The following is a 21877-nucleotide window of genomic DNA, read 5'->3' as shown; positions in this document are numbered from 1 at the left end:
GCCATCCATGGCTGACTCGCCGCCGCAGCGCATCCATGCGCTGCTTTCCGCAACCCCCGCCCCGGAGCGACCACTGCCGAGTCACTGATGTGGCTTCGAGAAAGCTGGCCATCGAAGCATCGCAGCACCAGTCCCAGTGAGCCGTGCCCTGGCGACCGGGGATCGCGAAAAGCAAAACATGGATGTTTTGCGCGCGAGTCAGGACAGGATGTCCTGACCGAGCGGAAAGCGATTCCCGGTCGACAGGGCGCGGCGTCCAATCGAAGCCGCGCGGACTCCCAGCAACCGTGTCCAGCTTCTCCCTTGGCTTGGAGAAGAGTCTTTTTTTGCCCGCTCCCGCGTCCGCCCCGTGCAGGAGCGGCTTCCTACAAATTCTGCGAACCGCGAAATACAGCCGTTTCCACGCTCCCCTGTCGCGGCGTCATACGCCTGTAACAAAAACATCATTTCATAGTGGCATCCCGTCCGCGCAGCACCGGACACAACGGAGTCGCCCATGAAATCCCCCATCGCGCGCCTGAGCCTGCTGGCGCTGTCGACCGCCCTGTTCGCCACCGCCTGCTCGTCCGACAGCCCCGCTCCCGGCCAGGCACCTTCGGCCGAAGCCTCGGCCGCGGCGGCCTCCGGCGAGCGCGTGAGCACCGAGATCTCCGGCGCCGGCGCGTCGTTCATCTTTCCGCTGGTGTCGAAGTGGTCGGCCGACTACAACGCCGCCACCGGCGCCAAGGTCAACTACCAGTCGATCGGATCGGGCGGTGGCATCGCCCAGATCAAGGCCGGAACCGTCGATTTCGGCTCCAGCGACAAGCCGCTGTCGAGCGAGGAACTGGCGCAGGCCGGCCTCGGCCAGTTCCCGTCCGCGATCGGTGGCGTCGTGCCCGTCGTCAACCTCGAAGGCCTGCAGCCCGGACAGCTGAAGCTGACCGGCGCCGTGCTCGCCGACATCTTCCTCGGCAAGATCACCACCTGGAACGACCCGGCGATCGCCGCGCTCAACGCCGGCACCACGCTGCCGGACGGCAAGATCAGCATCGTCCATCGCTCTGACGGCTCGGGCACCACGTTCAATTTCTCCAACTACCTGTCCAAGCTCAGCCCCGACTGGAAGGCGAAGGTCGGCGAAGGCACTTCGCTGCAATGGCCGACCGGCGTGGGCGGCAAGGGCAACGAGGGCGTGGCCTCCTACGTGCAGCAGATCAAGGGCTCGATCGGCTACGTCGAACTGGCCTACGCGCTGCAGAACGGCATGCCGTATGCGTCGCTGCAGAACGCGGCCGGCAACTTCGTGCAGCCCAGCGAGGAGAGCTTCGCCGCTGCGGCGGCGACCGCAGACTGGGCCAGCGCCAGCGACTTCAACCTGGTCATCACCAACGCACCGGGCGCGGACGCCTGGCCGATCACCGCGACCAACTTCATGCTGATGCACAAGCAGCCGAAGGATGCGTCGCGCAGCAGGGCGGCGCTGGAGTTCTTCAAGTGGGCGTTCGAGAACGGCCAGGCGCAGGCCAGCGAACTGCACTACGTACCGCTGCCGGCGGAGCTGGTGCAGCAGATCGAGACCTACTGGGCTGCGGAGTTCAAATGACGATCGGCCCCGCGCGCAACGCGCGGGGATGACGCCTCCTCCAATCCGGAAACCCAATGAGCGCCATCCCACTCCCCGCTTCGACCGGCAGCACCCGCGACGTTCGCGACGCGCGCAACGACCGCATGTTCCGATGGGTGCTCACCGCCACCGTGGTGTTCGTCTTGCTCGCGCTCGCCGGCGCCGCGCTGGCGATGCTCTGGGGCGGCCGCGACGCGCTCGCTACGCAGGGCTGGAGTTTCTTCTACTCGGCCGAATGGAATCCGGTCGAGAACCGCTACGGCGCGCTGGTGCCGATCTACGGCACCATCGTCACCGCCATCATCGCCATGATCATCGCGGTGCCGGTGAGTTTCGGCATCGCCTTCTTCCTCACCGAAGTGGCGCCGCGCTGGCTGCGCGGGCCGGTCGGAACCGCCATCGAGCTGCTCGCGGGCATCCCCTCGATCATCTACGGCATGTGGGGCCTGTTCGTGCTGGTGCCGGTGATGACCGAGTACGTCACCCCGTGGCTCAATGACCACCTCGGCACGATCCCGGGCGTGGGCGTGCTGTTCCGCGGCCCGCCGCTGGGCATCGGCATGCTCACCGCCGGCTTCGTGCTGGCGATCATGGTGATTCCGTTCATCTCCTCGGTGATGCGCGAGGTGTTCCTCACCGTGCCAACTCGGCTGAAGGAATCGGCCTACGCGCTGGGCTCGACCAAGTGGGAAGTGAGCTGGGACATCGTCCTGCCGTATACCCGCTCGGCGGTGATCGGTGGCATCTTCCTGGGTCTGGGTCGCGCACTGGGCGAGACCATGGCGGTGGCCTTCGTGGTCGGCAACTCGGTGCGGCTGTCGGCCTCGCTGCTCGATCCGGGCACCACCATCGCGGCGCTGATCGCCAACGACTTCGGCGAGGCCACCGAGACCTATCGCTCGGCGCTGCTGCTGCTGGGCTTCGTGCTGTTCGTCGTGACCTTCGTGGTGCTGGCGATCGCCCGCTTCATGCTGATGCAGCTCTCGCGCAAGGAGGGCAACTGATGTCCGCCGTCACCGCCCGTGAACTCGCGGTCGCCGACCGCCTCTACGCGCGACGCCGCCTTGGCAATGCGCTCGCCATCGTGCTTGCCGTGCTGGCCGCGGCATTCGGCCTGTTCTTCCTGGGCTGGATCCTGTGGACCCTGTTCAGCAAGGCGGTCGGCGGCCTCAACTGGGCGCTGTTCACCCAGATGACCCCGCCGCCGATGCAGGAGGGCGGACTGCTCAACGCCTTCTTCGGCAGCGCGGTGATGTGCGCCATGGCGATCGGCATCGGCACGCCGCTGGGCGTCGCCGCCGGCACCTGGCTCGCCGAGTACGGCAAGGCGCGCAAGATCGGGACCGTCGTGCGTTTCGTCAACGACATCCTGCTGTCCGCGCCGTCCATCGTGCTCGGGCTGTTCGTGTACACCCTGATCGTGATGCAGACCGGCGGCCGTTTCTCTGCGCTGGCCGGTGCGATCGCGCTGGCCTTCATCGTCCTGCCGGTGGTGGTGCGCACCACCGACGAGATGCTGCAACTGGTACCCGTGCAGATGCGCGAGGCGGCGCTGTCGCTGGGCGTTCCGCAGTGGAAGGTGATCGTGCAGGTGCTGTACCGCAGCGCCTCGGCCGGCATCATCACCGGCATCCTGCTGTCGCTGGCCCGTATCTCGGGCGAAACCGCGCCGCTGCTGTTCACCGCCTTCGGCAACCAGTACTGGAACTCCAACGTGCTGCAGCCGATGGCGAGCGTGCCGGTGGTGATGTACCAGTACGCCGGCAGCCCGTATGAATCCTGGCAGCAGCTTGCCTGGTCCGGCGCCTTCGTGCTGACCGCATTCGTCCTGCTGATCAGCCTGTCTGCGCGCGCCCTGCTGCTGCGCAACAGGATTTCCCATGACTGACCTTTCCCTGGACCCGTCCATGAACGATCTCGCCACCGCCGCGTCCCCGCAACGCATCAAGCTCGCGGCGCACCAGCGCGGCGCGCTGGCGCCGATGCCGACCAAGGTCTCGGTCAAGGGCCTGGATTTCCACTACGACAAGTTCCACGCGCTGAAGGACGTGAGCCTCGACATTCCCGAGAAACGCGTGACCGCGCTGATCGGCCCGTCGGGCTGCGGCAAGTCGACCCTGCTGCGCATCTTCAACCGCATCTACTCGCTGTATCCCAAGCAGGTCGCCAGCGGCCAGATCCTGCTGGACGGCGAGAACATCCTCTCGCCGAAGTACCCGATGAACCGGCTGCGCTCGAAGGTCGGCATGGTGTTCCAGAAGCCGGTGCCGTTCCCGATGACGATCTATGAGAACGTCGCTTACGCCATCCGCCACCACGAGAAGCTGTCGAAGACGCAGCTCGACGAACGCGTCGAGCACGCGCTGCACCAGGGTGCGCTGTGGGGCGAGGTCAAGGACAAGCTCGGGCAGTCGGCGCTGGGCCTGTCCGGCGGCCAGCAGCAGCGCCTGTGCATCGCGCGCGCGGTGGCGCTGCGCCCGGACGTGCTGCTGCTCGACGAGCCGACCTCGGCGCTGGACCCGATCTCGACCAGCCGCATCGAGCAGTTGATCGAAGAGCTCAAGCTGGACTACACCATCGTCATCGTCACCCACAACATGCAGCAGGCCGCGCGCGTGTCCGACTTCACCGCCTTCATGTACCTGGGCGACCTGATCGAGCACGACGCCACCGAGACGATTTTCTCCAACCCCTCCAAGCGGCAGACCGAGGACTACATCACCGGGCGCTTCGGGTGACACAGCCCGCTTGCGCGGCACTGCCGGACGCCCGGCCATGATGGCCGGGAAGGACGATCCGAAGCCCACGTTGCCGTACCACGTACGGCTGCGTCCACACCGCCCACCATTGGAACCGTGACCGTCATGAGCACCCAACCCCACGACCACATCGTCAAGAGCTACGACGAAGAACGCCAGCGCCTGCTCGGCGAGATCCTGCGCATGGGCGAAATGTCCGTCGCACAACTGGAGGCGGCGCTCGATGTCGTCGAGCGTCGCGACGACAAGGCCGCCGCGCGCATCGTCGCCAACGACGAGGCGATCGACCTGCTCGAGCAGGAGATCAGCCAGGACGTCATGCGGTTGGCGCTGCGCGGCCCGATGGCACGTGACCTGCGGGAAATCCTGGCTGCGCTGCGCATCGCTTCGGACATCGAGCGCATTGGCGATTACGCGGCCAACGTGGCCAAGCGTTCCACCGCCCTCAACGCCGCGCCGCCGCTGCCGCATACGCGCGGCCTGAACGTGCTGGGCCAGCGCGTGGTGCGCCAGATGCGCGACGTGCTGGCCGCCTTCGTCGCCAACGATGCCGAGGCCGCGCAGCGCGTGCGCGCGCAGGATGCCGAGGTCGACCTCCTGCATACCGGCCTGTTCCGCGAACTGCTGACCTACATGATGGAGGACGCGCGCGCCATCACGCCCTGCACCCATCTGCTGTTCATGGCCAAGAACCTCGAGCGCGTGGGCGACCACGCCACCAACATCGCCGAGAACATCTGGTTCCTGGTGCATGGCGACGACGCGCTGCCGCCGCGCGAGAAGCGCGACGACACCAGCATCGCGACCTGAGTGCTGCGCTGCGTCAAGGGCGCTGGACACGCCGTGCACATCGCTGCGGCAGCTCCCTGCCGCAGGCGGGAACGCGAGCCTGGGGAGGCGTCGGGCTAACCCGCGCTTAATGCGGCTGCGCACACACTCCCGGACCGGAGATGGCGGGACCTGGCAACCGGGTGACCCGTGCCGCCATGCGGCACGGGCTTCAGATCGAGCCGATGCGACGGATCCGCCCCTCCCGACTCCCGCCATCCGCATGGCGGGTGCATCCGTCCAAAGAGGAGCTCCACCATGACGCAGTCCAGCAAGAAACCGACCCTGGTCAGCCTCGGCACCGCCCTCGCCGGCGGCCTGTTGCTGTCGGGCTCAAGCTTTGCGATCACCCCCCTCGCGCAGGGCTACATGGTGGGCGCGCAGGAAGCGGCCACCGCCACCAGTGAACAGCAGGCCGCCCGCAGCGGCGACAAGGCGAAGGCCGAGGGCAAGTGCGGCGAAGGCAAGTGCGGCATCGACAAGGTCGACACCGACAAGGACGGCAAGGTCTCGCGCGCCGAATTCGCTGCCGTCCATCCGGACGAGGCCGCGAAGTTCGCCGCCATGGACGCCAACGCCGACGGCTTCGTCGACCAGGCCGAACACGAGGCCCACAAGGCCGGCAGCAAGGCCGGCATGGAAGGCAAGTGCGGCGAGGGCAAGTGCGGCGGCATGGCCTGATCGCCTGATCCGCGTAGCCATGCACGCGCTGCCGCCACCGCTGGCCGACGCCAGCGCGGGCCTGGGCCTGCGGCGCGGATTGCTGTCCGCGCTGCAGGCTGCCGAGCCTGGCGCATTCGATTTCCTCGAGTGCGCACCGGAGAACTGGATCGGCGTCGGTGGCCGGCTTGGCGCCGCTTTCGAAGCCCTGGCGGAACGGCATCCCGTCACCTGCCACGGCCTGTCCCTGTCGCTGGGCGGGCCGGCGCCTCTGGACGAGACCTTCGTCGCCCGCGTCGGGCGCTTCCTCGAGCGTCATCGCGTCCCGCTCTACAGCGAACACCTGAGCTGGTGCAGCGACGACGGCCAGCTCTACGACCTGCTGCCGCTGCCGTTCACCGAAGAGGCCGTCGAGCACGTGTCCGCCCGGATCCGCCGCGTGCAGGACATCCTCGGGCGCAGGATCGCCATCGAGAACGTGAGCTACTACGCGGCATTGCCGCCCGCGCAGTCGCAGGCGCTGGACGAAGCCGGCTTCATAGAGGCGGTGCTCGAACGCGCCGACTGCGACCTGCTGCTCGACGTCAACAACATCCACGTCAACGCGGTCAACCACGGCTACGACCCGCTCGGCTACCTGCGGCGCATGCCGACGGCGCGGATCGCCTGCTACCACGTCGCCGGCCATCATGACGAGGCCGCCGACCTGAAGGTCGACACCCACGGGGCCGCGGTCATCCCGGACGTGTGGGCCCTGCTGGCCGAAGCCTATCGCGTGCACGGCGTCCGCCCGACTCTGCTCGAGCGCGACTTCAACTTCCCGCCGTTCGGCGAACTGCTGGACGAGGTCGCTGCCATCCGCAGGCTCCAGTACGGCGCTGCCACGCTCGCAGCGGTGCCTGCGCATGGCTGAGGCGCCGGTCGCGCTGCGCGAGCAGCAGTTCGCGCTGTCGCGCCATTTGCGGGATCCGCAGACAGCGCCCGCGCCCGCCGGCATCGAGGAGCGGCGACTCGCGGTCTATCGCGACCTGCTCTACAACAACCTGCAGTCCCTGCTTGCAGGCAACTTCCCGGTGATCCGCGCGACCCTGCCCGATCCGGACTGGCACGCCCTGGTGCGCGCCTTCTACGCCGGCCATCGCTGTCAGACACCGCTGTTCACCGAGATCGGGCGCGAGTTCGTGCGCTGGCTCGACGCCCGGGAGTCCGATACCCCTGCGCTGCCGCCCTGGCTTGCGGAGCTGGCGCACTACGAATGGGTGGAGCTGGCGCTGCAGATTTCGGATGCCGAACCCGGCGCCGACGTGGTCGCGGTCCAGGCCGGGCAACTCGACGCGATGCAGGCACTGCTCGACGGCGTGCCCGTGGGTTCGCCGCAGGCCTGGGCACTGGCCTATCGCTGGCCCGTGCACCGGATCAGCCCGGGTCAGCGCCCGACCGCTGCGCCCGAGCAGCCGACCCTGCTGCTGGTGCATCGCGATGCCGAAGGCGAAGTGTCCTTCGCCGAACTGTCGCCGCTGGCATTCCGCCTGCTGGAGCTGCTGTCACAAGGCGACCGCTGCGGCCACGACTGCCTGCTGGCCCTCGCGACCGAAGCCGGCGCCGACCCGGAAACGTTCCTCGCCGAGGGCGGCGCCATGCTGCTGCAGATGCTGGCCGCAGGCACGATCTGCGGCATCCGCGAGACCTGACCCGGATCCCTTCCGCACTTGCCGGCCGCCACCAGTGCCGGCAGCCGCCGCCGCATGCCCGATCCGTCATCCCGGCGAAAGCCGGGATCCATTTTGATCTAGCTCCCGGGATAGCCACCGCCTGACAGCCTGCGGGCCGCCAAAGCCTGCAGCCCATCCATCAATGCACAAGCCTTGTCGCATTCCGGCCTGACCAGCCGCTCTGCTAGGCTTCGTGCATGGATCAAGCCACTACGCCCGCGCCCCCCGTCAGCCTGCTCACCCGCCGCTTCCGCGGCTACCTGCCCGTGGTCGTGGACGTGGAAACCGGCGGCTTCGATTGGAATCGCCACGCTCTGCTCGAGATCGCCGCCGTGCCGATCGACGTCGACGACAGCGGCGCGCTTGTGCTCGGCGAATCGGTCAGCACCCACGTCGAGCCCGCACCGGGAACCGACATCGACCCGCAGTCGCTGGAGGTCACCGGCATCGACCTCGACCACCCTTTCCGCTTCGCCAAGCCCGAGCGCGAGGCGCTGGACCACGTGTTCGCGACCGTGCGTGCGGCGGTGAAGAAGCACGGCTGCCAGCGCGCGATCCTGGTCGGGCACAACGCCCACTTCGACCTGAACTTCCTCAATGCCACGGTGGCGCGCACGGGCCACAAGCGCAATCCGTTCCATCCCTTCAGCGTGTTCGACACGGTCACCCTTGCCGGCCTGGCGTACGGCCAGACCGTACTCGCGCGCGCGGTGCAGGCAGCGGGTTTCGACTGGAGCAGCGAGGACGCGCACTCGGCGCTGTATGACGCGGAGCAGACCGCGAAGCTGTTCTGCAAGATCGTCAACGCCTGGCCGTCGCCGCAGCGCAGCTGAGCCGCTGACGCTCGCGCACCCACGCCGCAAGCGTCGACCTGGGCTGCACATCGCCTGTGATCCACTCGTGTACATCCGCACGAGAGGAGACCGCACGATGCAGATTACCCGCGCCAAGGCCAGCCAGCTGCTCAACCAGAAGGAAATGGCGCTTTACGACGAGAGCCGGGTCAACGGCCTGCGCCAGCTTGACGGCAAGGCGATCTCGACCCGCATCACCCGCGCCCGCGCGTCGCGCGACCGGGCGCGGGACCTGGTGCGCCGACAGAAACTGTCCTCCCGCGCCGACACCGGCAGCAAGCGCGGCGCCAGCGGCGCCGCCAACCAGCGCAGCAAGGACAAGGCCGAGCTGATGGCCGACATCCTCGCGCGCTTCGAGGCGGGGCTGCGAGATGCGGATGGGGAGGCCGGCACGAAGTCCCGCCGCGCGACCTCGACGGCCACGAAGAAGACGGCCGCGCCTGCGAAGAAGGCTGCGAAGACAACCGGCGCGAAGGCCGCCGGGAAGGTCGCCAAGTCCCCGAAGAAGGTTGCAACCAAGGCCGCAAAAAAGACCGCGACGAAGAAGGCTGAGACGGGAATCGGAAAGAAGACCGCGTCGAAGAAGGCTGCGACGGGAATCGGGAAGAAGACGGCGACCATGAAGGCGGCGGCAACTACCCCGAAAAAGCGGGCTGCGAACAAGACCGCAACCGGCGCCGCAAGTACCGCTGCCGCGAAGGGCAGCCGCACGACGCCAGGTATCGCGTCAGGCAAGGCGGGCGCGTCCCGCAGCCGTCCGCGCAAACGCGGGATCACGCCCGAGCAGGCGCTGGCGCAGACCCAGGCGCTGCTGGAAGCCAAGCAGGCGCGCGACCAGGAGCCCAAGCCCTGGGCCGACGGCGTCGAAGGCGGCGTCGATTCCGGCACGCCGGGCTACCAGTCGGACAGCGCCGCAGGCCGGGCCAAGCGGCTGCATGCCGGCGAGGTCCGTCTGCCGGCGATCCAGGGCAGCGTCAGCACCCGCGACCGCATCAATCAGGGCAAGCGGGACAATCGCGGCAACGACGATTGAGTCGCATCACGACAACCGCAACCTAGGCCGGCGTTGCCAGCTTCAAGCCGATGATCCCGAGGACGATCAGCCCCAGGCTGATCAGGCGCCCCGGGTTCGCCGGCTCGCCCAGCAGCACCATCCCGAGGATTGCCGTGCCGACGGCGCCCACGCCCACCCACACCGCATACGCGGTACCGACCGGCAGCGACTTCATCGCCACGCCCAGCAGCGCCATGCTGACCACCATGGCCGTCACGGTGCCAAGCGTTGGCCACAGGCGGGTGAAGCCCTCGGTGTACTTGAGTCCGATCGCCCAGCCGATCTCGAAAATACTGGCCAGCAGAAGAATGATCCAGGGCATTTCGCAGACCTCCATCATCGATGGGGTCGTCCCCGAAACCGGCAAACGCGCGGGGTCGTCCCCGCGCAGCGGTATCGTCGCACGCCTACCGCTGCGCGACAGGTGACCCGCCCCGGTGGCTCAGTGCCGGTCCGGCGCGCGCAGCAGGCGATAGGCGTTCAGCCCCACCCATGCCACCAGCAGGAAGAACAGCGGCGCGTTGAAGCGCTCCACCGCCACGGGCAGCAGCGCGACGGCACCGAGAAGGCCGAGCGCGGCACGAAGCCGTCCGCGGCCGTCGGCGAGTGGCGAGAACAGGTGCAGGAACAGCGCCAGCAGCATCAGCGCCGCACCGACGAAGCCAAGCCAGTCCTGCCACAGCAGCGCCGCCATCATCGCCATTCCTCCCTTCGTTCAACCGGTGCGCTGTTCAGCCGGTGCGCTGGCGGACCGCTTCGAACAGGGTCACGCCGGCCGCCACCGAGACGTTGAGACTCTCCACGCCCGGCGAAGTTTCAAGGCCCGGCATCGGGATCGACACCAGCTGGTCGCAGTGTTCGCGCGTGAGCCGGCGCAGGCCATCTGCTTCGCCACCCAGCACCAGCGCGACGTTGCCGGTCAAATCGAGCGCGTACAGCGAGGCCTGCGTCTGGCCCACCAGGCCGTAGGTCCACACGCCCTGCTTCTGCAGCTCGGCCAGCGTGCGCGACAGGTTGGTCACGCGCACCACCGGGATGCTGTCGGCGGCACCGGCCGAGGTCTTGCGCACGGTCGCGTTGACCTGCACCGCCTTGTCCTTGGGAATGACCACGGCGGTCACGCCCGCGGCGGCCGCGCTGCGCAGGCAAGCGCCCAGGTTGTGCGGGTCCTGCACGCCGTCGAGCACCAGCAGCAGCGCGCGCCCCTGCGCCTGTTCGACCAGCTCGGTCAGGTCATGCTCGTCCCAGGTCTTCGCTGCCGCGTAGCGCGCAGCCACGCCCTGGTGGCGAACGCCGCCGGCCACGCCGTCCAGCGCCTGCTGCGCCACGCGGCGCACGTCGATCTCGCGGCGGCGCGCGGACGATTCGATCTCGGTCAGGCGCGGGTTCTTGGCGCCGGCCTCGATCAGCACCTCGCGCACGTGCTCGGCGTCGTGCTCGACCGCCGAGGCGACCGCGTTGATGCCGACGATCCACTGGTTCTGTTTGGACATGCGGGGAGACGTGGGATTCTGGATGGATCCGCAAAGCGGAAACCGGGGCGAGGATTGTACGGACCCGCCCCGGATCTTCTCAGTACTTCTGCTTCTTCTTCTTCGCCGGCTGTCCGCGCGGCGCCGGCGGCTTCACCCCGCGCTCCCCGGCGAGGCGGAAGTCGATCTTGCGCTCCTCCAGGCTGGCCTTGAGCACGATGATGCGCACGCGGTCGCCGAGCCGGAACTCGCGGCCGGCGCGCTCGCCGGTCAGGGTCTTGCGCACCGGGTCGAAGTGGTAGAAATCGCTGGGCAGCTGGGTCACGTGGACCAGGCCGTTGACCTTGGACTGGTCGAGTTCGACGAACAGGCCAAAGCTGGTCACGCCGCTGATGGTGCCGTCGAACTCGGAGCCCACATGCTGCTCCATCCACGCGGCGCGGTAGCGCTCGTCCACCTCGCGCTCGGCTTCCTCGGCCCGGCGCGCGCGCTCGGAGCACTGCAGCGCCAGCGACGCCATCTCGCTCGGGCTATGGAAGACCTCGCGGCGACCACCTGCCAGCACATGCTTGATCGCGCGGTGCACCAGCAGGTCGGGATAGCGCCGGATCGGCGATGTGAAATGCGCATAGGCCTGCAGTGCCAGGCCGAAGTGGCCGAGGTTGTCTGGCGAGTACACCGCCTGGCTCTGGCTGCGCAGGACCACGGACTCGAGCAGGGTCGCGTCCGCCCGTTCGCGCACCTTGGTCAGCAGGTTGGCGAAGTCCTTCGGCTGCAGACGGCCCCAGGCGGGCATGCGCAGGGCGAATTCCTTGAGGAATTCGAGCAGGTCGGTGTACTTGGACTCCGGCGGCTTGTCGTGGATGCGGTACGGCGCGGGAATCTTCGCCTCGAGCAGGAACTTCGCGGCCTCGACGTTGGCCGCGATCATGCACTCCTCGATCAGCTTGTGCGCGTCGTTGCGCTGGATCATCCCCGCCTGCACCACCTCGCCGCGATTGTCGAGCACGAAGCGCACTTCGGACGATTCGAACTCGATCGCGCCGCGCTTCGCGCGCGCCTTGGCCAGTACCTTGTACAGCTGGTGCAGCCGCTCGACCTGCGGCAGCTGCGAGCCCACCTGCTGGCGCGCGTCGGCATCGTCCTCGCCCACCGCGTTCCAGACCTGGGTGTAGGTCAGCCGCGCGTGCGAGCGCATCACGGCCTCGTAGAACTTCGACTCCGACACCTCGCCGTCGCGGTCGACCTGCATGTCGCAGACGAAGCACAGGCGGTCGACATTCGGCTTAAGCGAGCAGATGCCGTTGGACAGCGTCTCGGGCAGCATCGGCACGACGAAGCCGGGGAAGTACACGCTGGTCGCGCGCAGCTGCGCCTCGTCGTCCAGCGGCTGGCCCGGACGCACGTAGCTCGACACGTCGGCGATCGCGACCACCAGCCGGAAGCCACGCGCATTGGGTTCGCAGTAGACCGCGTCGTCGAAATCCTTGGCATCCTCACCGTCGATGGTCACCAGCGGCGTGGAGCGCAGGTCGACGCGCCCGGCGGCGGCGGCGGCATCGACTTCCAGCGGCACCGCAGAAGCTTCGTCCAGCACTGCGGGCGGGAACTCGTGCGGCAGGTCGTGGCCGTGGATCGCGGTCTCGACCACCAGCGACGGGGTCAGCGCGTCGCCCAGCACCGCCAGTACCTTGCCGATCGGCGGACGCCGCTCCTCGGCCGGCGCGGTGATCTCGCACACCACCAGTTGCCCGTGCTGCGCCAGCAGGCCCGCGCTGGACGGGATCTGGATGTTGCGCTGGATGCGGCGGTCGTCCGGCACCACGAAGCTGATGCCCGAATCGACGGTGAAGCGCCCGATCAGGCGCTTGACCCGGCGCTCGAGCACTTCGACGATCACGCCCTCGCGGCGACCGCGGCGGTCCAGGCCGGTGACGCTGGCCATCGCGCGGTCTCCGTGCATGACCTTGCGCATTTCCGCCGGCGGCAGGAACAGATCGTCGCCGACGCCTGTGTCCGGGCGCAGGAAGCCGAAGCCGTCGGGGTTGGCGATGATGGTGCCGGCGATCAGGTCCAGCGTGCCCGCAGGCACGTAGCCGCCGCGCCGGTTCTGCAGCAGCTGACCGTCGCGCACCATGGCGCCCAGGCGCTTGCCCAGCGCACTGGCGCGGTCGGGCGCGGTGAGCTCCAGCCGTTCCGCCAGCATTTCCATGGTCAGCGGGCCGTCGGCCTCGTCCAGCTGCTGCAGGATCGCCTCGCGGCTGGCGATGGGTTCGGCATAGCGTTCCGCTTCGCGGCCCGCGTGCGGGTCGACGAAACGCGCGCCCCGACGGGCCGCTGGCCGCGCTTCGCCCCTGGGCGCAGGCGGAGCCGGAGGCAGCCAGCCCGGCGCCTTCGGCTTGCCGCGACCACCGCGCTTGGGTTGCGGGCCCTGGCCCGATGCGGAGCCGTCGCCCCGTCCTGTACTGCGGCCGGCGCCGCCCTTGCCTGGAGTCTTCGTCATCGGCGGCATGGTACACGGGCCGACGTGTCTGCCCGAGCAAAACCCGTTGACTTTGGCCCCGCCGCGCCGCAACATACGCGGCCACCTGCCCAGGTGGCGGAATTGGTAGACGCACTAGTTTCAGGTACTAGCGGGTAAAACCGTGGAGGTTCGAGTCCTCTCCTGGGCACCAAGATGGTCGGTCGGCAAGCAGCATCGCCAGCCGCACGAAAACCCCGCCAGGTGCGGGGTTTTTTGTGCCCGGAATCCGGACGCGCACCCGGCACGCCTTCGTGGACGCATCCTGAGACCGGCACAGTGAAGGCCGCGCGCAGCAACCGTTAGCTCGGCGTGGAGTGTTCATGCGCTGCGTTGCGGGCTGCCCGCAGTCACCGGGCCAGATCCGGCGCTCGCGCACATCAGCCTTGATCCGAAAGCGATGCTCCCCAGGCGGAGCGATACCTGCGGTACGCCTGCGCAAGCGGCTCGGGCAGCGCATCGTCCACGCGCAGGCCCAGCGCCGGCCATGCGTCCAGCACATCGACGATGCCCTGCCACAGGGCGGTCTGCGGCAGGGCATCGGACGGCAGGTCGCGCAAGCACTGCTCGCCCCACTCGAACAGGAGCGGGCGCTCCTCCTGCAGCCGCCGTCTCCACCAGGCTCCGGCGGGCTGATGCACGCGATGACCGAGCTGCAGGTCGCGCTCGGCCTCTTCGCGCAGGAGCGCGGAGGCACCCCGGTACCACTCGGTGTGCCCGCCGGCGCGCAGCGGCACCGTCAGTGGCTGGGGAGCATTCCATGAACGCAGCTGGCGATGCAGCCCGGTTTCGCGGCGCTGCGCCTCGGCCACGCTGTCGAAACCAACCAGGCTGCTGCGCTCGAGGTCAAAGCATTCGTAATAGCGCGGCGCAAACGCACGCACCCGCGCCAGCGGATCGACCGAAATGCCGAGCTTGACGAGGTCCTCGTTCAGCAGCGGGAGAATGTAGAGGTGGCAGGCCGGCATGGCTGGATGGGGCACGTGAAACGCGCAGCATGCGCGCGGACGGTCGCAGCGGTTGCGAAGGCGCGCCGAATCTACGCAGACGGGGACCCGGATCGAACGCCGGTCGAGGTCCGGCCTGCGCAGTTGCGCCCCGCGCCCGGCGGCTCCGCATCGGGACCGATCCGACCGGAATGAGGCGCCCTGCCCCATGCGCGGATGAGCTGCGGGGCGTGAAGGTCGGGCCCCGCATTTTTTCACTCCGCCTTCGTCCCGTCGTTCTTAGAGTCGGCGTTCCCCCCACACCACCCGCGAGGCACGCAACAATGGCAATCAAGACCATCGAGGAACTTTTCATCCACGACCTCTCGGACACCTACAGCGCCGAGAAGCAGATGAGCAAGGCGCTTCCGCGCCTGGCCAAGGCGGCCGACGCCGCTGAGCTGACCGCTGCATTCGAGCTGCACCTGGAAGAGACGCAGGGCCAGATCGAACGCATCGACAAGGTGGTCGAGCTGCTGGGCATCAAGCTCAAGCGCATCAAGTGCGCGGCGATGGAAGGCCTGGTCGAGGAAAGCAAGGAAATCATCGAAGAGATCGAAGCCGGTCCACTGCGCGATGCGGCCCTCATCGGCGGTGCGCAGAAGGTCGAGCACTACGAGATCGCCGCGTACGGCACGCTGTGCGCGCTGGCCAAGCAGCTGGGCTACCGCGACGCGCTTCCCCTGCTCAAGCAGACGCTTGAGGAAGAGAAGGCGACCGACGACAAGCTCACCATGCTGGCCGAGGGCGGCGGCAACCAGCGTGCGGCCAGGGCGGCCTGATCCTGGCCTGAAAAACCAACGTTCCACGAAGACGCTCCGGGTACGCACCCGGAGCGTTTTTCTTTGGCGCGGATATGCGCGGCACGACGCAGGTGCCAGGCGCAACTGCCTATCGGGTCAAGACTCAGTCCCAGCGCAGGCTGCAATGCATCGCCATGGTCTCGCCTGGCTGCAGGACGTGGTCAGGCACGAGGTTGAATGCATCCGGCGGCGCGGTTTGCGGCTCGACGCAGGTGGCGTGCGCGGTGGCGTCGTAGACCACCCAGTCCCGGCACGCGGAGGACACCACCAGACGCTGCCCGCCGCGGTGCAGGACCACATCCTGGCTGTTGACGAAGCAATCGTCCCAGGGGCCGGGCTGCACCGCACCGGTGGGCAGTACCGCGACGCCCTCACCGTCACGCGGATACATCGCCTCGGGGTGGAACTCCAGCCGCTCGGGCTTGCGGAACCAGGGGTGCCAGCCCAGGGACGCTGGCATCGACTGGTCGACGGCGGTGACCGACAGCGCCAGCAGCAGCTGTCGCCCATCGATCGCGACCCTCTGGCCGGCAACGCCCCCGAATGGCCAGCGCGCATCGGACGGCAGCGACAGTTCCATCTCCACGTGCGAGCTCGACTGCGTCGTCACCTGCCAGGGCAGGACGAAGCCCAGCCCGTGGATGGCGTGCTCGCCGAGGTTGGCCGGCAGCACGTGGCGCCGGCCTTCGAACTCGAAGCGGCCACGCCGCACGCGCCCACACCACGGCACCATCGGATAGCAGCCCCAGGCGATGGCGGCATCGCTGCCGTGTTCGCCATGCGAGACCAGTTGTTCAACACCGTCGCAGCGGATCTGCGCGATACGCCCGCCGGCCTGCGGCGCGATGTCCACCGACAGCGCGCCATCGCCGATCGTCAGCAACGGCCCCGGCGGCAGCGGCGCGAGCGCGCCGGCGTGGGCCGGCGCGGCCGCGTCATCGGCCATAGGGTTGCAGGGTGCGGATGCGTCCGTCGGCATCGTGCTCCAGCTCGGCGACCTTGGCCGAGCGCAGGTGGGTGACGCCTCCGGAGAGCAGCGAGTCGTGGTAGTACAGCCACCAGCGCCCCTCGAATTCCAGGATCGAGTGGTGCGTGGTCCAGCCGACCACCGGCTCCAGGATGCGGCCGCCGTAGGTGAACGGCCCGTACGGGTTGTCGGCCACCGACCAGCACAGCAGATGGGTGTCGCCGGTGGAGTAGGTCAGGTAGTAGCGGCCCTGATGCTTGTGTACCCAGGCGGCCTCGAAGAAGCGCCGCTCGGTGTCGCCGGCCAGCAGCGGCTTGCCGTCTTCATCCAGGATCAGCACCTCGCGCGGGGCTTCGGCGAGCTGCTTCATGTCGGCGGTCAGGCGCGCCATGCGTGCGCCCAGGGCCGGCTCGTCGGCGGCCGGCTCCTCGTTCGCCGCGTCGTAGGCGTTGTCGCGGTACTTCTGCAGCTGGCCGCCCCAGATCCCGCCGAAGTACATGTAATACGCGCCGTCCGCGTCCGCGTACACCGCAGGGTCGATGGAATAGGTGCCGGCGATGGGCTCGGGTTCGGCGCGGAACGGTCCCTCGGGGCGATCGCCCACCGCGACACCGATCTGGAAGATGCCGTCCGGCCGCTTGGCCGGGAAGTAGAGGTAGTACTTGCCGTCCTTCGTCGCTGCATCCGGCGCCCACATCTGACGGTCGGCCCAGGGCACGTCCTTCACGTCCAGCGCCAGGCCGCAGTCGGTGGCGGGGCCGTCGGGCGAATCCTGGCGCAGCACGTGGTAGTCGCGCATCTGGAAGTGGCCGCCGTCGTCATCGAACGCGGCGCCCATCTCGATGTCGTGCGAGGGATAGATGTAGATCTTGCCCTCGAACACGTGCGCCGACGGGTCGGCGGTGTAGATGTGGCTGACCAGCGGCTGCGAGAGCGCCCGGTCGGCCAGTGCCTTGAGTTCGGCGTCGGTGTATTGCTGGTCTGCCATGGCGGCGTCTCCTTCAGTAATGCCAGGTCATGCCGGCTGTGCGGCGCGGCGTTCGGCCAGTTCGCGCTCGATGCGCACTTCCGTCGGCTTGTCGATTCGGTAGAAAAACAGCATTGCCACGGCCGCCAGGAACGGCACCGAGCAGTACAGGCTGACCGACAGGCGGATGCCATCCACGGTCTCGGGTGCCTGCACCGCCAAGTCGGCGTTGTAGCCGTAGCGCGCCAGCAGGCCTGCGACCAGCGAACCGCCCACGGCCAGGCCCACCTTCAGCCCACACAGGATCGCCGAGAAGATGATGGCGGTGGCGCGGCGGTTGTTCCTCCACTCCGAGTAGTCGGCGACGTCGGCCACCATCGCCCACAGCAGCGGGATGGTGATTCCGTAGAAGAACCCGTGCAGGATCTGCGCTGTGAACACCAGGGCGATGCGGTCCGGCGGGAACAGGTAGAACGCGAGCATGAACATCGTCGAGATGAACAGGAAGATGCCAAACACATCGCGCTTGCCGAAGCGGTCGGCGAGCTTCTTGGAAAACCCGATGCCCACGACCATGAAGATGATGCCACCCGCATTGAACAGGCTGAAGGCCGAAGTCGATGCATCCTCGGGCCACTGGAACCCGGCCAGGCCCATGCTGGTCAGGGTCGCGTTGAGCCCGGCGATGAAGCCGTTGAATCCGATGTTTTCGAGGAACGCGGCCATGGCGCCGTCGTCCAGGTAGTACTGGAAGTAGTAGACGTAGGTGCCGCCCTTCAGCGAGAGCGTGGTGAACACCAGAATGGTCACCACCAGCAGCACCAGCCAGGGCCGGTTGGACGTGAGGTCGGCCACGTCCTGGCCGATGCTCGACTTCTGCCCCGCTGCCGGCACCACGCGCTCGCGCGTGGTGAAGAAGGTGATCAGGAAGAACACCGTGCCCACCACCGCGAACAGCAGCATGGTGTTCTGGAAGCCCTGCACACGATCACCGTCGCCGAGGATCAGCACCAGTGGCAGCAGCAGCGACTGCACAACCAGCTGCGCGACCATCACCGCGACGAAGCGGTAGGCCGACAGGCTGTTGCGCTCGGCCATGCTGCCGGTGAGCACGCCGCTCAGCGCCGAATACGGCAGGTTGTTGGCCGCGTACACCAGCACCAGCAAGGTGTAGGTCGCCGCTGCGTAGAAGATCTTGCCGCGCATGCCGAAATCGGGCGTGCTGAAGGCCAGCAGCGCGAGCACGCCGAACGGCACCGCGGTCCACAGGATCCACGGCCGGAACTTGCCCCAGCGCGAGTTGGTGCGGTCGGCCAGCACCGCCACCAGCGGCGTGAACACGAACGCGCCCAGCAGTCCGACGACGAAGATGATGGTGGCCGCAGTCCCCGCTGGGATGCGGTAGATGTCGGTGTAGAAGAAAGCCAGGAACGTCATCAACGTCTGGAAGATGAGGTTCGCCGCAAGATCACCGAGGCTGTAGCCGACCTTCTCGGTGACCGAAAGCCGGTCAGTGCGTGTGTTCAAGGAACTCCCCTGCTGTTCGTTGGCTGGAAGGATCGCCGGGCGCAGCTATCGTACCCGCAGCAGCCACGCTGCGACGGCCAGCCCCGCCGATTTTTCACCGTACCGATTCGAACTTTGGCATGGCGCGGCTCAGGACTGGAATGCCTGGCAAAAAAAAACACGACCCGCCCGGCGCAGCAACGCACCGGGAGGGTCGTGGGGAGTAAATGGTCAAGTCAGATCAGAAGGTTCCGCGCAGGCCGATCAGGAAGGTGCGACCGGGCTGGTAGATCTCGCCGGGCACGTTCGGGTAGGTGATGTAGTTGCGGGTCTCTTCGTTGGTGAGGTTCAGCACGTTGAAGGTGATCTGCGGCTTGGACGGAAGCGACGCCAGCGTGTAGCTCGCCGACAGGTCGAACTGGCCGCGGTCTTCGCCGAAGTACTGGCCGTAGGTGAGGCCGCCCTCGTTGTTCCCGAGCGCACGCTGGGCCGAACCCTCGACCCAGTTGTACGACAGGCGCACCGAGGTGACGTCGTTCTCCCAGTACGCCGTGGCGTTCCACATCACCGGCGAGATGCCGAACAGGTTGCCTCCCAGCTGGGCGGCCTCCTGGCCGGTCGGCTCCAGGTCGATGTCGGTGTAGTTGGCCATGAAACCAAGCCCCTGGAACACGAAGTCCAGCGGCTGCACCCAGATCAGCTCCCAGCCCTGGATATCGAGCGTGGCGTCGGCGTTGACCTGCTGGCGCACGTTGACCGGCGCGTCCAGCCCACCATTGGCGTTGAGCGCGGCCAGCTGGTTCTCGGTCAGCGCATCCAGCGGGATGCCGAGGGTGCGGAACGGACGCACGTTGATGCCCTGGTAGGTGTAGCCGGACACGCGCTTGTTGAACAGGGTAAGCGCCACCAGGCCTTCGTCACCCGTGTACCACTCCAGTCCCAGGTCGAAGTTGGTCGACAGGTAGGGCGCGAGGTTCGGGTTGCCCTGGTCGGCGATCTCCGCGGACGGATCGGAGAAGGTCGTCGCCGGAAGCATCGAGCGCGGGTTGGGACGCGTCATCGTGCGCGAACTGGACATGCGCACCACCCAGCTGTCCGCCACGTCCCACGCCACGTTGAACGAGGGCAGCCACTCGTCGTACTTGCTGCTCAACGTCTGCCAAGCACGCGTGCCGCCCAGGGTCACCGGACCGCTGATGTCCTGGTCGGTCTCGACATAGCGCACGCCACCGTTGAAGCGCAGGTTGCGGTTCCAGACCTCGGTCTCGCCGTTGAACTCGACGTAGGCGGCGACGTTCGTCTCGTCAACCCCGCCGGAAGCCGCGCCCACCGACTGCGACGTGTTCACTTCCGGTGCGTTGGCGTTGAACTCGTGGTAGTTGGTCGCGTCGAAGAACGCATCGAAATCGACCGTGACGAAACCGTAGGGCCCAGGCCGCAGAAACTGCGAAATGTCGGCGTTGGGAACCTGCTGCTGGGCATAGGCCTGCCAGTCGACGTTGTCGCCGAACGCCACGATCGAACGGCTGAAGCGGTCCTGCGAAACGCCCACCTTGATGTTCTGGCGATCATCGCCGAACTGCAGGTCGGCACGCAGCCGCCCTGCCTCGGTCACGCGCTTCTCGTTGTTGATCTGGAGGCGCCCGCCTTCCCAGGCCCAGCCCGCGTCGGGGTTGTTGAGATCAAGCCCGCTGGTGAAAGCCGGTGTGCCATTGTTGGTGTAGTCGACCGTGGTGAACGGCGAGGTCGGCATGATGGTCGGCGACTCGCGGAAGAACCAGCTGCGGCTCCAGTTGGCCTGCAGGTCGAGCTTGATGCTGTCGTCTTCGCCGAACCAGAAGGTGGCACCCGGATTGATGTTCCAGTACTGCACCTCATCGCGGTAGGGCCGCGCCTCGAGCAGGAACTGGGAGTTCACCAGGGTGGCGCTGGTGACCACGTTGTTGGCATCGAGCTGCATGTTGGTCGGGAGGAAGCCGACCGGGCCAAAGGTGCGCCCGACCAGATTCGCGTCGATGCGGTCGTTCTCGTAGTTGGCGCGCGAGTACATCGAGTCGACGTAGAAATGCATCCTGTCGTTCGGACGCCATTCCAGCGAACCGACCACCGCGTCGCGCTCGCGGTCGCCGGACATGTCGACCGGCCGTGCCAGGCGCGGGAACAGCGCCTCGGTGATCTGGCCCATCGTCAGCCCCGGGTTCTGCGCAAGCAGCCACTCGGCGTCAACAATGTCCCCCGGTGTCATTCCGGCCCCGAGGGTCGAACCGTTGTCCGGCACCACGTTGGGCATCTGCAGGCTGCCGCCGCCGCCGGGATTGCACTCGGCCGGGCGATTGGTCACCGAAGTACCGATGCCGCACTGCTGCTCGTTGAGGCCCGGATTCATCCAGCCCACCGACTCCCAGCCGCGCACCGCGATGCGGCTGCGCACAACGGACGCGCCAATCAGGGCGCCGAAGGTGCCTTCGTCATTGGTCCAGCTGTACAGGACCGAGCCGCGCGGATTGAACTTCTCGCCAATGGTGTTGTAGTCCATCTGGCCCGAGTAGTTGAGGTGGCGACCCGGGATGTCGAACGGGCGCATGCTGCGCATGTCGACCACGCCGGAGATGCCGCCCTCGGGCAGGCTCGCCTGCGGCGACTTGTAGACCGTGAGCTTGTTGAAGAACTCGGTCGGGAACAGGTTGAGGTCGACTTCGCGGTTCTGGTTGCCGCGGTTGAGACCGATCGAGGCCGTGGCTGCTTCGCCGCCGTTGATGATGGTCTTGGTGAAGCTCTGCGGCAGGCCGCGGATGCCGACGTTCAGGCCTTCGCCGTTGACGTCGCGGTCGATCTGGATGCCGGGGATGCGCGCCAGCGACTCGGCGATGTTGGTGTCGGGGAACTTGCCGATGTCCTCCGAGAAGATCGAGTCGGTGAAGCCGGTCGATTCACGCTTGGCGTCGGTCGAGTACTGCAGGCTCTGGCGGTAGCCGGTAACCACGACCGAGTCGAGGTCGGTGGCGGTGGTGGTGGTCGGCGCCGGCGCATCCTGCGCGACAGGCGCCTGCTGCGCGAGCGCGGAGCCTGTGAGGCCGACCAGGGCCAGGCCCAGGGCATGTGACAAAGCGGTTCTTGTGTGTCTGATCTTCACGGAACTCCCCTCCCGTTGCTGTGGACCGGCTTGGCCTTGAAAAATGACC

At 67.6% G+C, this 21877-nt stretch carries 20 protein-coding genes and 1 tRNA gene; 12 read left to right on the top strand and 9 right to left on the bottom strand.

The window, feature by feature from the left end:
• Positions 1 to 496 precede the first annotated feature (496 nt).
• The 10 genes from pstS (at position 497) to ACW5DW_RS05140 (ending at position 9452) form a co-directional block, all read left to right on the top strand.
• Positions 497 to 1585: a phosphate ABC transporter substrate-binding protein PstS gene (gene pstS / locus ACW5DW_RS05185; protein WP_457017691.1), complete on the top strand. Its 1089-nt coding sequence runs from the start codon at positions 497 to 499 to the stop codon at positions 1583 to 1585.
• 56 nt (positions 1586 to 1641) lie between these two features.
• Positions 1642 to 2610, top strand: coding sequence for a phosphate ABC transporter permease subunit PstC (pstC, locus tag ACW5DW_RS05180; RefSeq protein WP_457017690.1), 969 nt, complete (start codon positions 1642 to 1644; stop codon positions 2608 to 2610).
• Positions 2610 to 3494, top strand: coding sequence for a phosphate ABC transporter permease PstA (gene pstA / locus ACW5DW_RS05175; RefSeq protein ID WP_457017689.1), 885 nt, complete (start codon positions 2610 to 2612; stop codon positions 3492 to 3494). The genes pstC and pstA overlap by 1 nt, the downstream gene beginning before the upstream one ends.
• A 19-nt stretch (positions 3495 to 3513) precedes the next feature.
• Positions 3514 to 4344 (top strand): phosphate ABC transporter ATP-binding protein PstB, encoded by an 831-nt coding sequence (gene pstB / locus ACW5DW_RS05170; protein ID WP_457018408.1) that lies wholly within the window; start codon positions 3514 to 3516, stop codon positions 4342 to 4344.
• A gap of 126 nt (positions 4345 to 4470) precedes the next feature.
• Positions 4471 to 5175 (top strand): phosphate signaling complex protein PhoU, encoded by a 705-nt coding sequence (gene phoU / locus ACW5DW_RS05165; RefSeq protein WP_457017688.1) that lies wholly within the window; start codon positions 4471 to 4473, stop codon positions 5173 to 5175.
• 276 nt (positions 5176 to 5451) lie between these two features.
• On the top strand, positions 5452 to 5874 hold the full coding sequence (locus tag ACW5DW_RS05160) for an HvfA family oxazolone/thioamide-modified RiPP metallophore (RefSeq protein ID WP_457017687.1): 423 nt from the start codon (positions 5452 to 5454) through the stop codon (positions 5872 to 5874).
• A 19-nt stretch (positions 5875 to 5893) separates the two neighbouring features.
• On the top strand, positions 5894 to 6766 hold the full coding sequence (locus ACW5DW_RS05155; protein ID WP_457017686.1) for an HvfB family MNIO-type RiPP peptide maturase: 873 nt from the start codon (positions 5894 to 5896) through the stop codon (positions 6764 to 6766).
• Positions 6759 to 7544: an HvfC family RiPP maturation protein gene (locus tag ACW5DW_RS05150; protein ID WP_457017685.1), complete on the top strand. Its 786-nt coding sequence runs from the start codon at positions 6759 to 6761 to the stop codon at positions 7542 to 7544. Before ACW5DW_RS05155 ends, ACW5DW_RS05150 begins: the two co-directional genes overlap by 8 nt.
• A gap of 218 nt (positions 7545 to 7762) precedes the next feature.
• A complete protein-coding gene (rnt, locus tag ACW5DW_RS05145; RefSeq protein WP_457017684.1) occupies positions 7763 to 8398 on the top strand; it encodes a ribonuclease T in 636 nt (211 codons plus the stop codon).
• A 97-nt stretch (positions 8399 to 8495) separates the two neighbouring features.
• Positions 8496 to 9452 (top strand): hypothetical protein, encoded by a 957-nt coding sequence (locus ACW5DW_RS05140; protein ID WP_457017683.1) that lies wholly within the window; start codon positions 8496 to 8498, stop codon positions 9450 to 9452.
• A gap of 22 nt (positions 9453 to 9474) precedes the next feature.
• Here ACW5DW_RS05140 and sugE read toward each other — a convergent pair whose 3' ends face one another.
• The 4 genes from sugE to rnr all read right to left on the bottom strand — a co-directional run bounded on the left by sugE (position 9475) and on the right by rnr (position 13448).
• Positions 9475 to 9795, bottom strand: a complete 321-nt coding sequence (sugE, locus tag ACW5DW_RS05135) for a quaternary ammonium compound efflux SMR transporter SugE (protein WP_457017682.1) — start codon at positions 9793 to 9795, stop codon at positions 9475 to 9477.
• Positions 9796 to 9915: 120 nt separating this feature from the next.
• Complete coding sequence (locus tag ACW5DW_RS05130) at positions 9916 to 10167, bottom strand: CBU_0592 family membrane protein (RefSeq protein WP_457017681.1); 252 nt, start codon at positions 10165 to 10167, stop codon at positions 9916 to 9918.
• A gap of 37 nt (positions 10168 to 10204) precedes the next feature.
• The gene (gene rlmB, locus ACW5DW_RS05125) at positions 10205 to 10966 is read right to left on the bottom strand and encodes a 23S rRNA (guanosine(2251)-2'-O)-methyltransferase RlmB (protein WP_457017680.1); all 762 of its coding nucleotides are present in this window, start codon (positions 10964 to 10966) and stop codon (positions 10205 to 10207) included.
• A gap of 79 nt (positions 10967 to 11045) precedes the next feature.
• Positions 11046 to 13448 carry a ribonuclease R gene (gene rnr / locus ACW5DW_RS05120; RefSeq protein ID WP_457017679.1) on the bottom strand — a complete coding sequence of 801 codons (2403 nt, stop codon included), beginning with the start codon at positions 13446 to 13448 and terminating at the stop codon, positions 11046 to 11048.
• A gap of 87 nt (positions 13449 to 13535) precedes the next feature.
• Between rnr and ACW5DW_RS05115 the strand changes: the two genes are divergently transcribed.
• A tRNA-Leu gene (locus tag ACW5DW_RS05115) sits at positions 13536 to 13620 on the top strand.
• A gap of 226 nt (positions 13621 to 13846) precedes the next feature.
• Here the strand turns inward: ACW5DW_RS05115 and ACW5DW_RS05110 are convergent.
• Positions 13847 to 14434 (bottom strand): GIY-YIG nuclease family protein, encoded by a 588-nt coding sequence (locus tag ACW5DW_RS05110; RefSeq protein WP_457017678.1) that lies wholly within the window; start codon positions 14432 to 14434, stop codon positions 13847 to 13849.
• A 302-nt stretch (positions 14435 to 14736) separates the two neighbouring features.
• On the opposite strand from ACW5DW_RS05110, the gene ACW5DW_RS05105 reads away from it, so the two are divergent.
• Positions 14737 to 15234: a YciE/YciF ferroxidase family protein gene (locus ACW5DW_RS05105; RefSeq protein WP_457017677.1), complete on the top strand. Its 498-nt coding sequence runs from the start codon at positions 14737 to 14739 to the stop codon at positions 15232 to 15234.
• 124 nt (positions 15235 to 15358) lie between these two features.
• On the opposite strand, the gene ACW5DW_RS05100 is transcribed toward ACW5DW_RS05105, so the two are convergent.
• The 4 genes from ACW5DW_RS05100 to ACW5DW_RS05085 all read right to left on the bottom strand — a co-directional run bounded on the left by ACW5DW_RS05100 (position 15359) and on the right by ACW5DW_RS05085 (position 21828).
• Positions 15359 to 16201, bottom strand: a complete 843-nt coding sequence (locus tag ACW5DW_RS05100; protein ID WP_457017676.1) for an aldose epimerase family protein — start codon at positions 16199 to 16201, stop codon at positions 15359 to 15361.
• Positions 16191 to 17210 carry a glycoside hydrolase family 43 protein gene (locus ACW5DW_RS05095; protein ID WP_457017675.1) on the bottom strand — a complete coding sequence of 340 codons (1020 nt, stop codon included), beginning with the start codon at positions 17208 to 17210 and terminating at the stop codon, positions 16191 to 16193. The genes ACW5DW_RS05100 and ACW5DW_RS05095 overlap by 11 nt, the downstream gene beginning before the upstream one ends.
• A gap of 27 nt (positions 17211 to 17237) precedes the next feature.
• Positions 17238 to 18716, bottom strand: a complete 1479-nt coding sequence (locus tag ACW5DW_RS05090) for an MFS transporter (protein ID WP_457017674.1) — start codon at positions 18714 to 18716, stop codon at positions 17238 to 17240.
• 220 nt (positions 18717 to 18936) lie between these two features.
• Positions 18937 to 21828, bottom strand: a complete 2892-nt coding sequence (locus ACW5DW_RS05085; RefSeq protein ID WP_457017673.1) for a TonB-dependent receptor — start codon at positions 21826 to 21828, stop codon at positions 18937 to 18939.
• Positions 21829 to 21877: the final 49 nt, after the last annotated feature.

Source organism: Luteimonas sp. A482 (assembly GCF_054072655.1).
Note: the sequence above shows the minus strand (reverse complement) of the source record. Positions and strands in the feature narration are given on the sequence as shown.

Coding starts and splice junctions, on each gene's coding strand:
- ACW5DW_RS05130 (WP_457017681.1), bottom strand. CDS start 10,167: ATGGCGGCGCTGCTGTGGCAGGACTGGCTTGGCTTCGTCGGTGCGGCG.
- pstC (WP_457017690.1), top strand. CDS start 1,642: ATGAGCGCCATCCCACTCCCCGCTTCGACCGGCAGCACCCGCGACGTT.
- ACW5DW_RS05100 (WP_457017676.1), bottom strand. CDS start 16,201: ATGGCCGATGACGCGGCCGCGCCGGCCCACGCCGGCGCGCTCGCGCCG.
- phoU (WP_457017688.1), top strand. CDS start 4,471: ATGAGCACCCAACCCCACGACCACATCGTCAAGAGCTACGACGAAGAA.
- pstB (WP_457018408.1), top strand. CDS start 3,514: ATGAACGATCTCGCCACCGCCGCGTCCCCGCAACGCATCAAGCTCGCG.
- pstA (WP_457017689.1), top strand. CDS start 2,610: ATGTCCGCCGTCACCGCCCGTGAACTCGCGGTCGCCGACCGCCTCTAC.
- rnt (WP_457017684.1), top strand. CDS start 7,763: ATGGATCAAGCCACTACGCCCGCGCCCCCCGTCAGCCTGCTCACCCGC.
- pstS (WP_457017691.1), top strand. CDS start 497: ATGAAATCCCCCATCGCGCGCCTGAGCCTGCTGGCGCTGTCGACCGCC.
- sugE (WP_457017682.1), bottom strand. CDS start 9,795: ATGCCCTGGATCATTCTTCTGCTGGCCAGTATTTTCGAGATCGGCTGG.
- ACW5DW_RS05105 (WP_457017677.1), top strand. CDS start 14,737: ATGGCAATCAAGACCATCGAGGAACTTTTCATCCACGACCTCTCGGAC.
- ACW5DW_RS05150 (WP_457017685.1), top strand. CDS start 6,759: ATGGCTGAGGCGCCGGTCGCGCTGCGCGAGCAGCAGTTCGCGCTGTCG.
- ACW5DW_RS05155 (WP_457017686.1), top strand. CDS start 5,894: ATGCACGCGCTGCCGCCACCGCTGGCCGACGCCAGCGCGGGCCTGGGC.
- ACW5DW_RS05140 (WP_457017683.1), top strand. CDS start 8,496: ATGCAGATTACCCGCGCCAAGGCCAGCCAGCTGCTCAACCAGAAGGAA.
- ACW5DW_RS05110 (WP_457017678.1), bottom strand. CDS start 14,434: ATGCCGGCCTGCCACCTCTACATTCTCCCGCTGCTGAACGAGGACCTC.
- rnr (WP_457017679.1), bottom strand. CDS start 13,448: ATGACGAAGACTCCAGGCAAGGGCGGCGCCGGCCGCAGTACAGGACGG.
- ACW5DW_RS05095 (WP_457017675.1), bottom strand. CDS start 17,210: ATGGCAGACCAGCAATACACCGACGCCGAACTCAAGGCACTGGCCGAC.
- ACW5DW_RS05160 (WP_457017687.1), top strand. CDS start 5,452: ATGACGCAGTCCAGCAAGAAACCGACCCTGGTCAGCCTCGGCACCGCC.
- rlmB (WP_457017680.1), bottom strand. CDS start 10,966: ATGTCCAAACAGAACCAGTGGATCGTCGGCATCAACGCGGTCGCCTCG.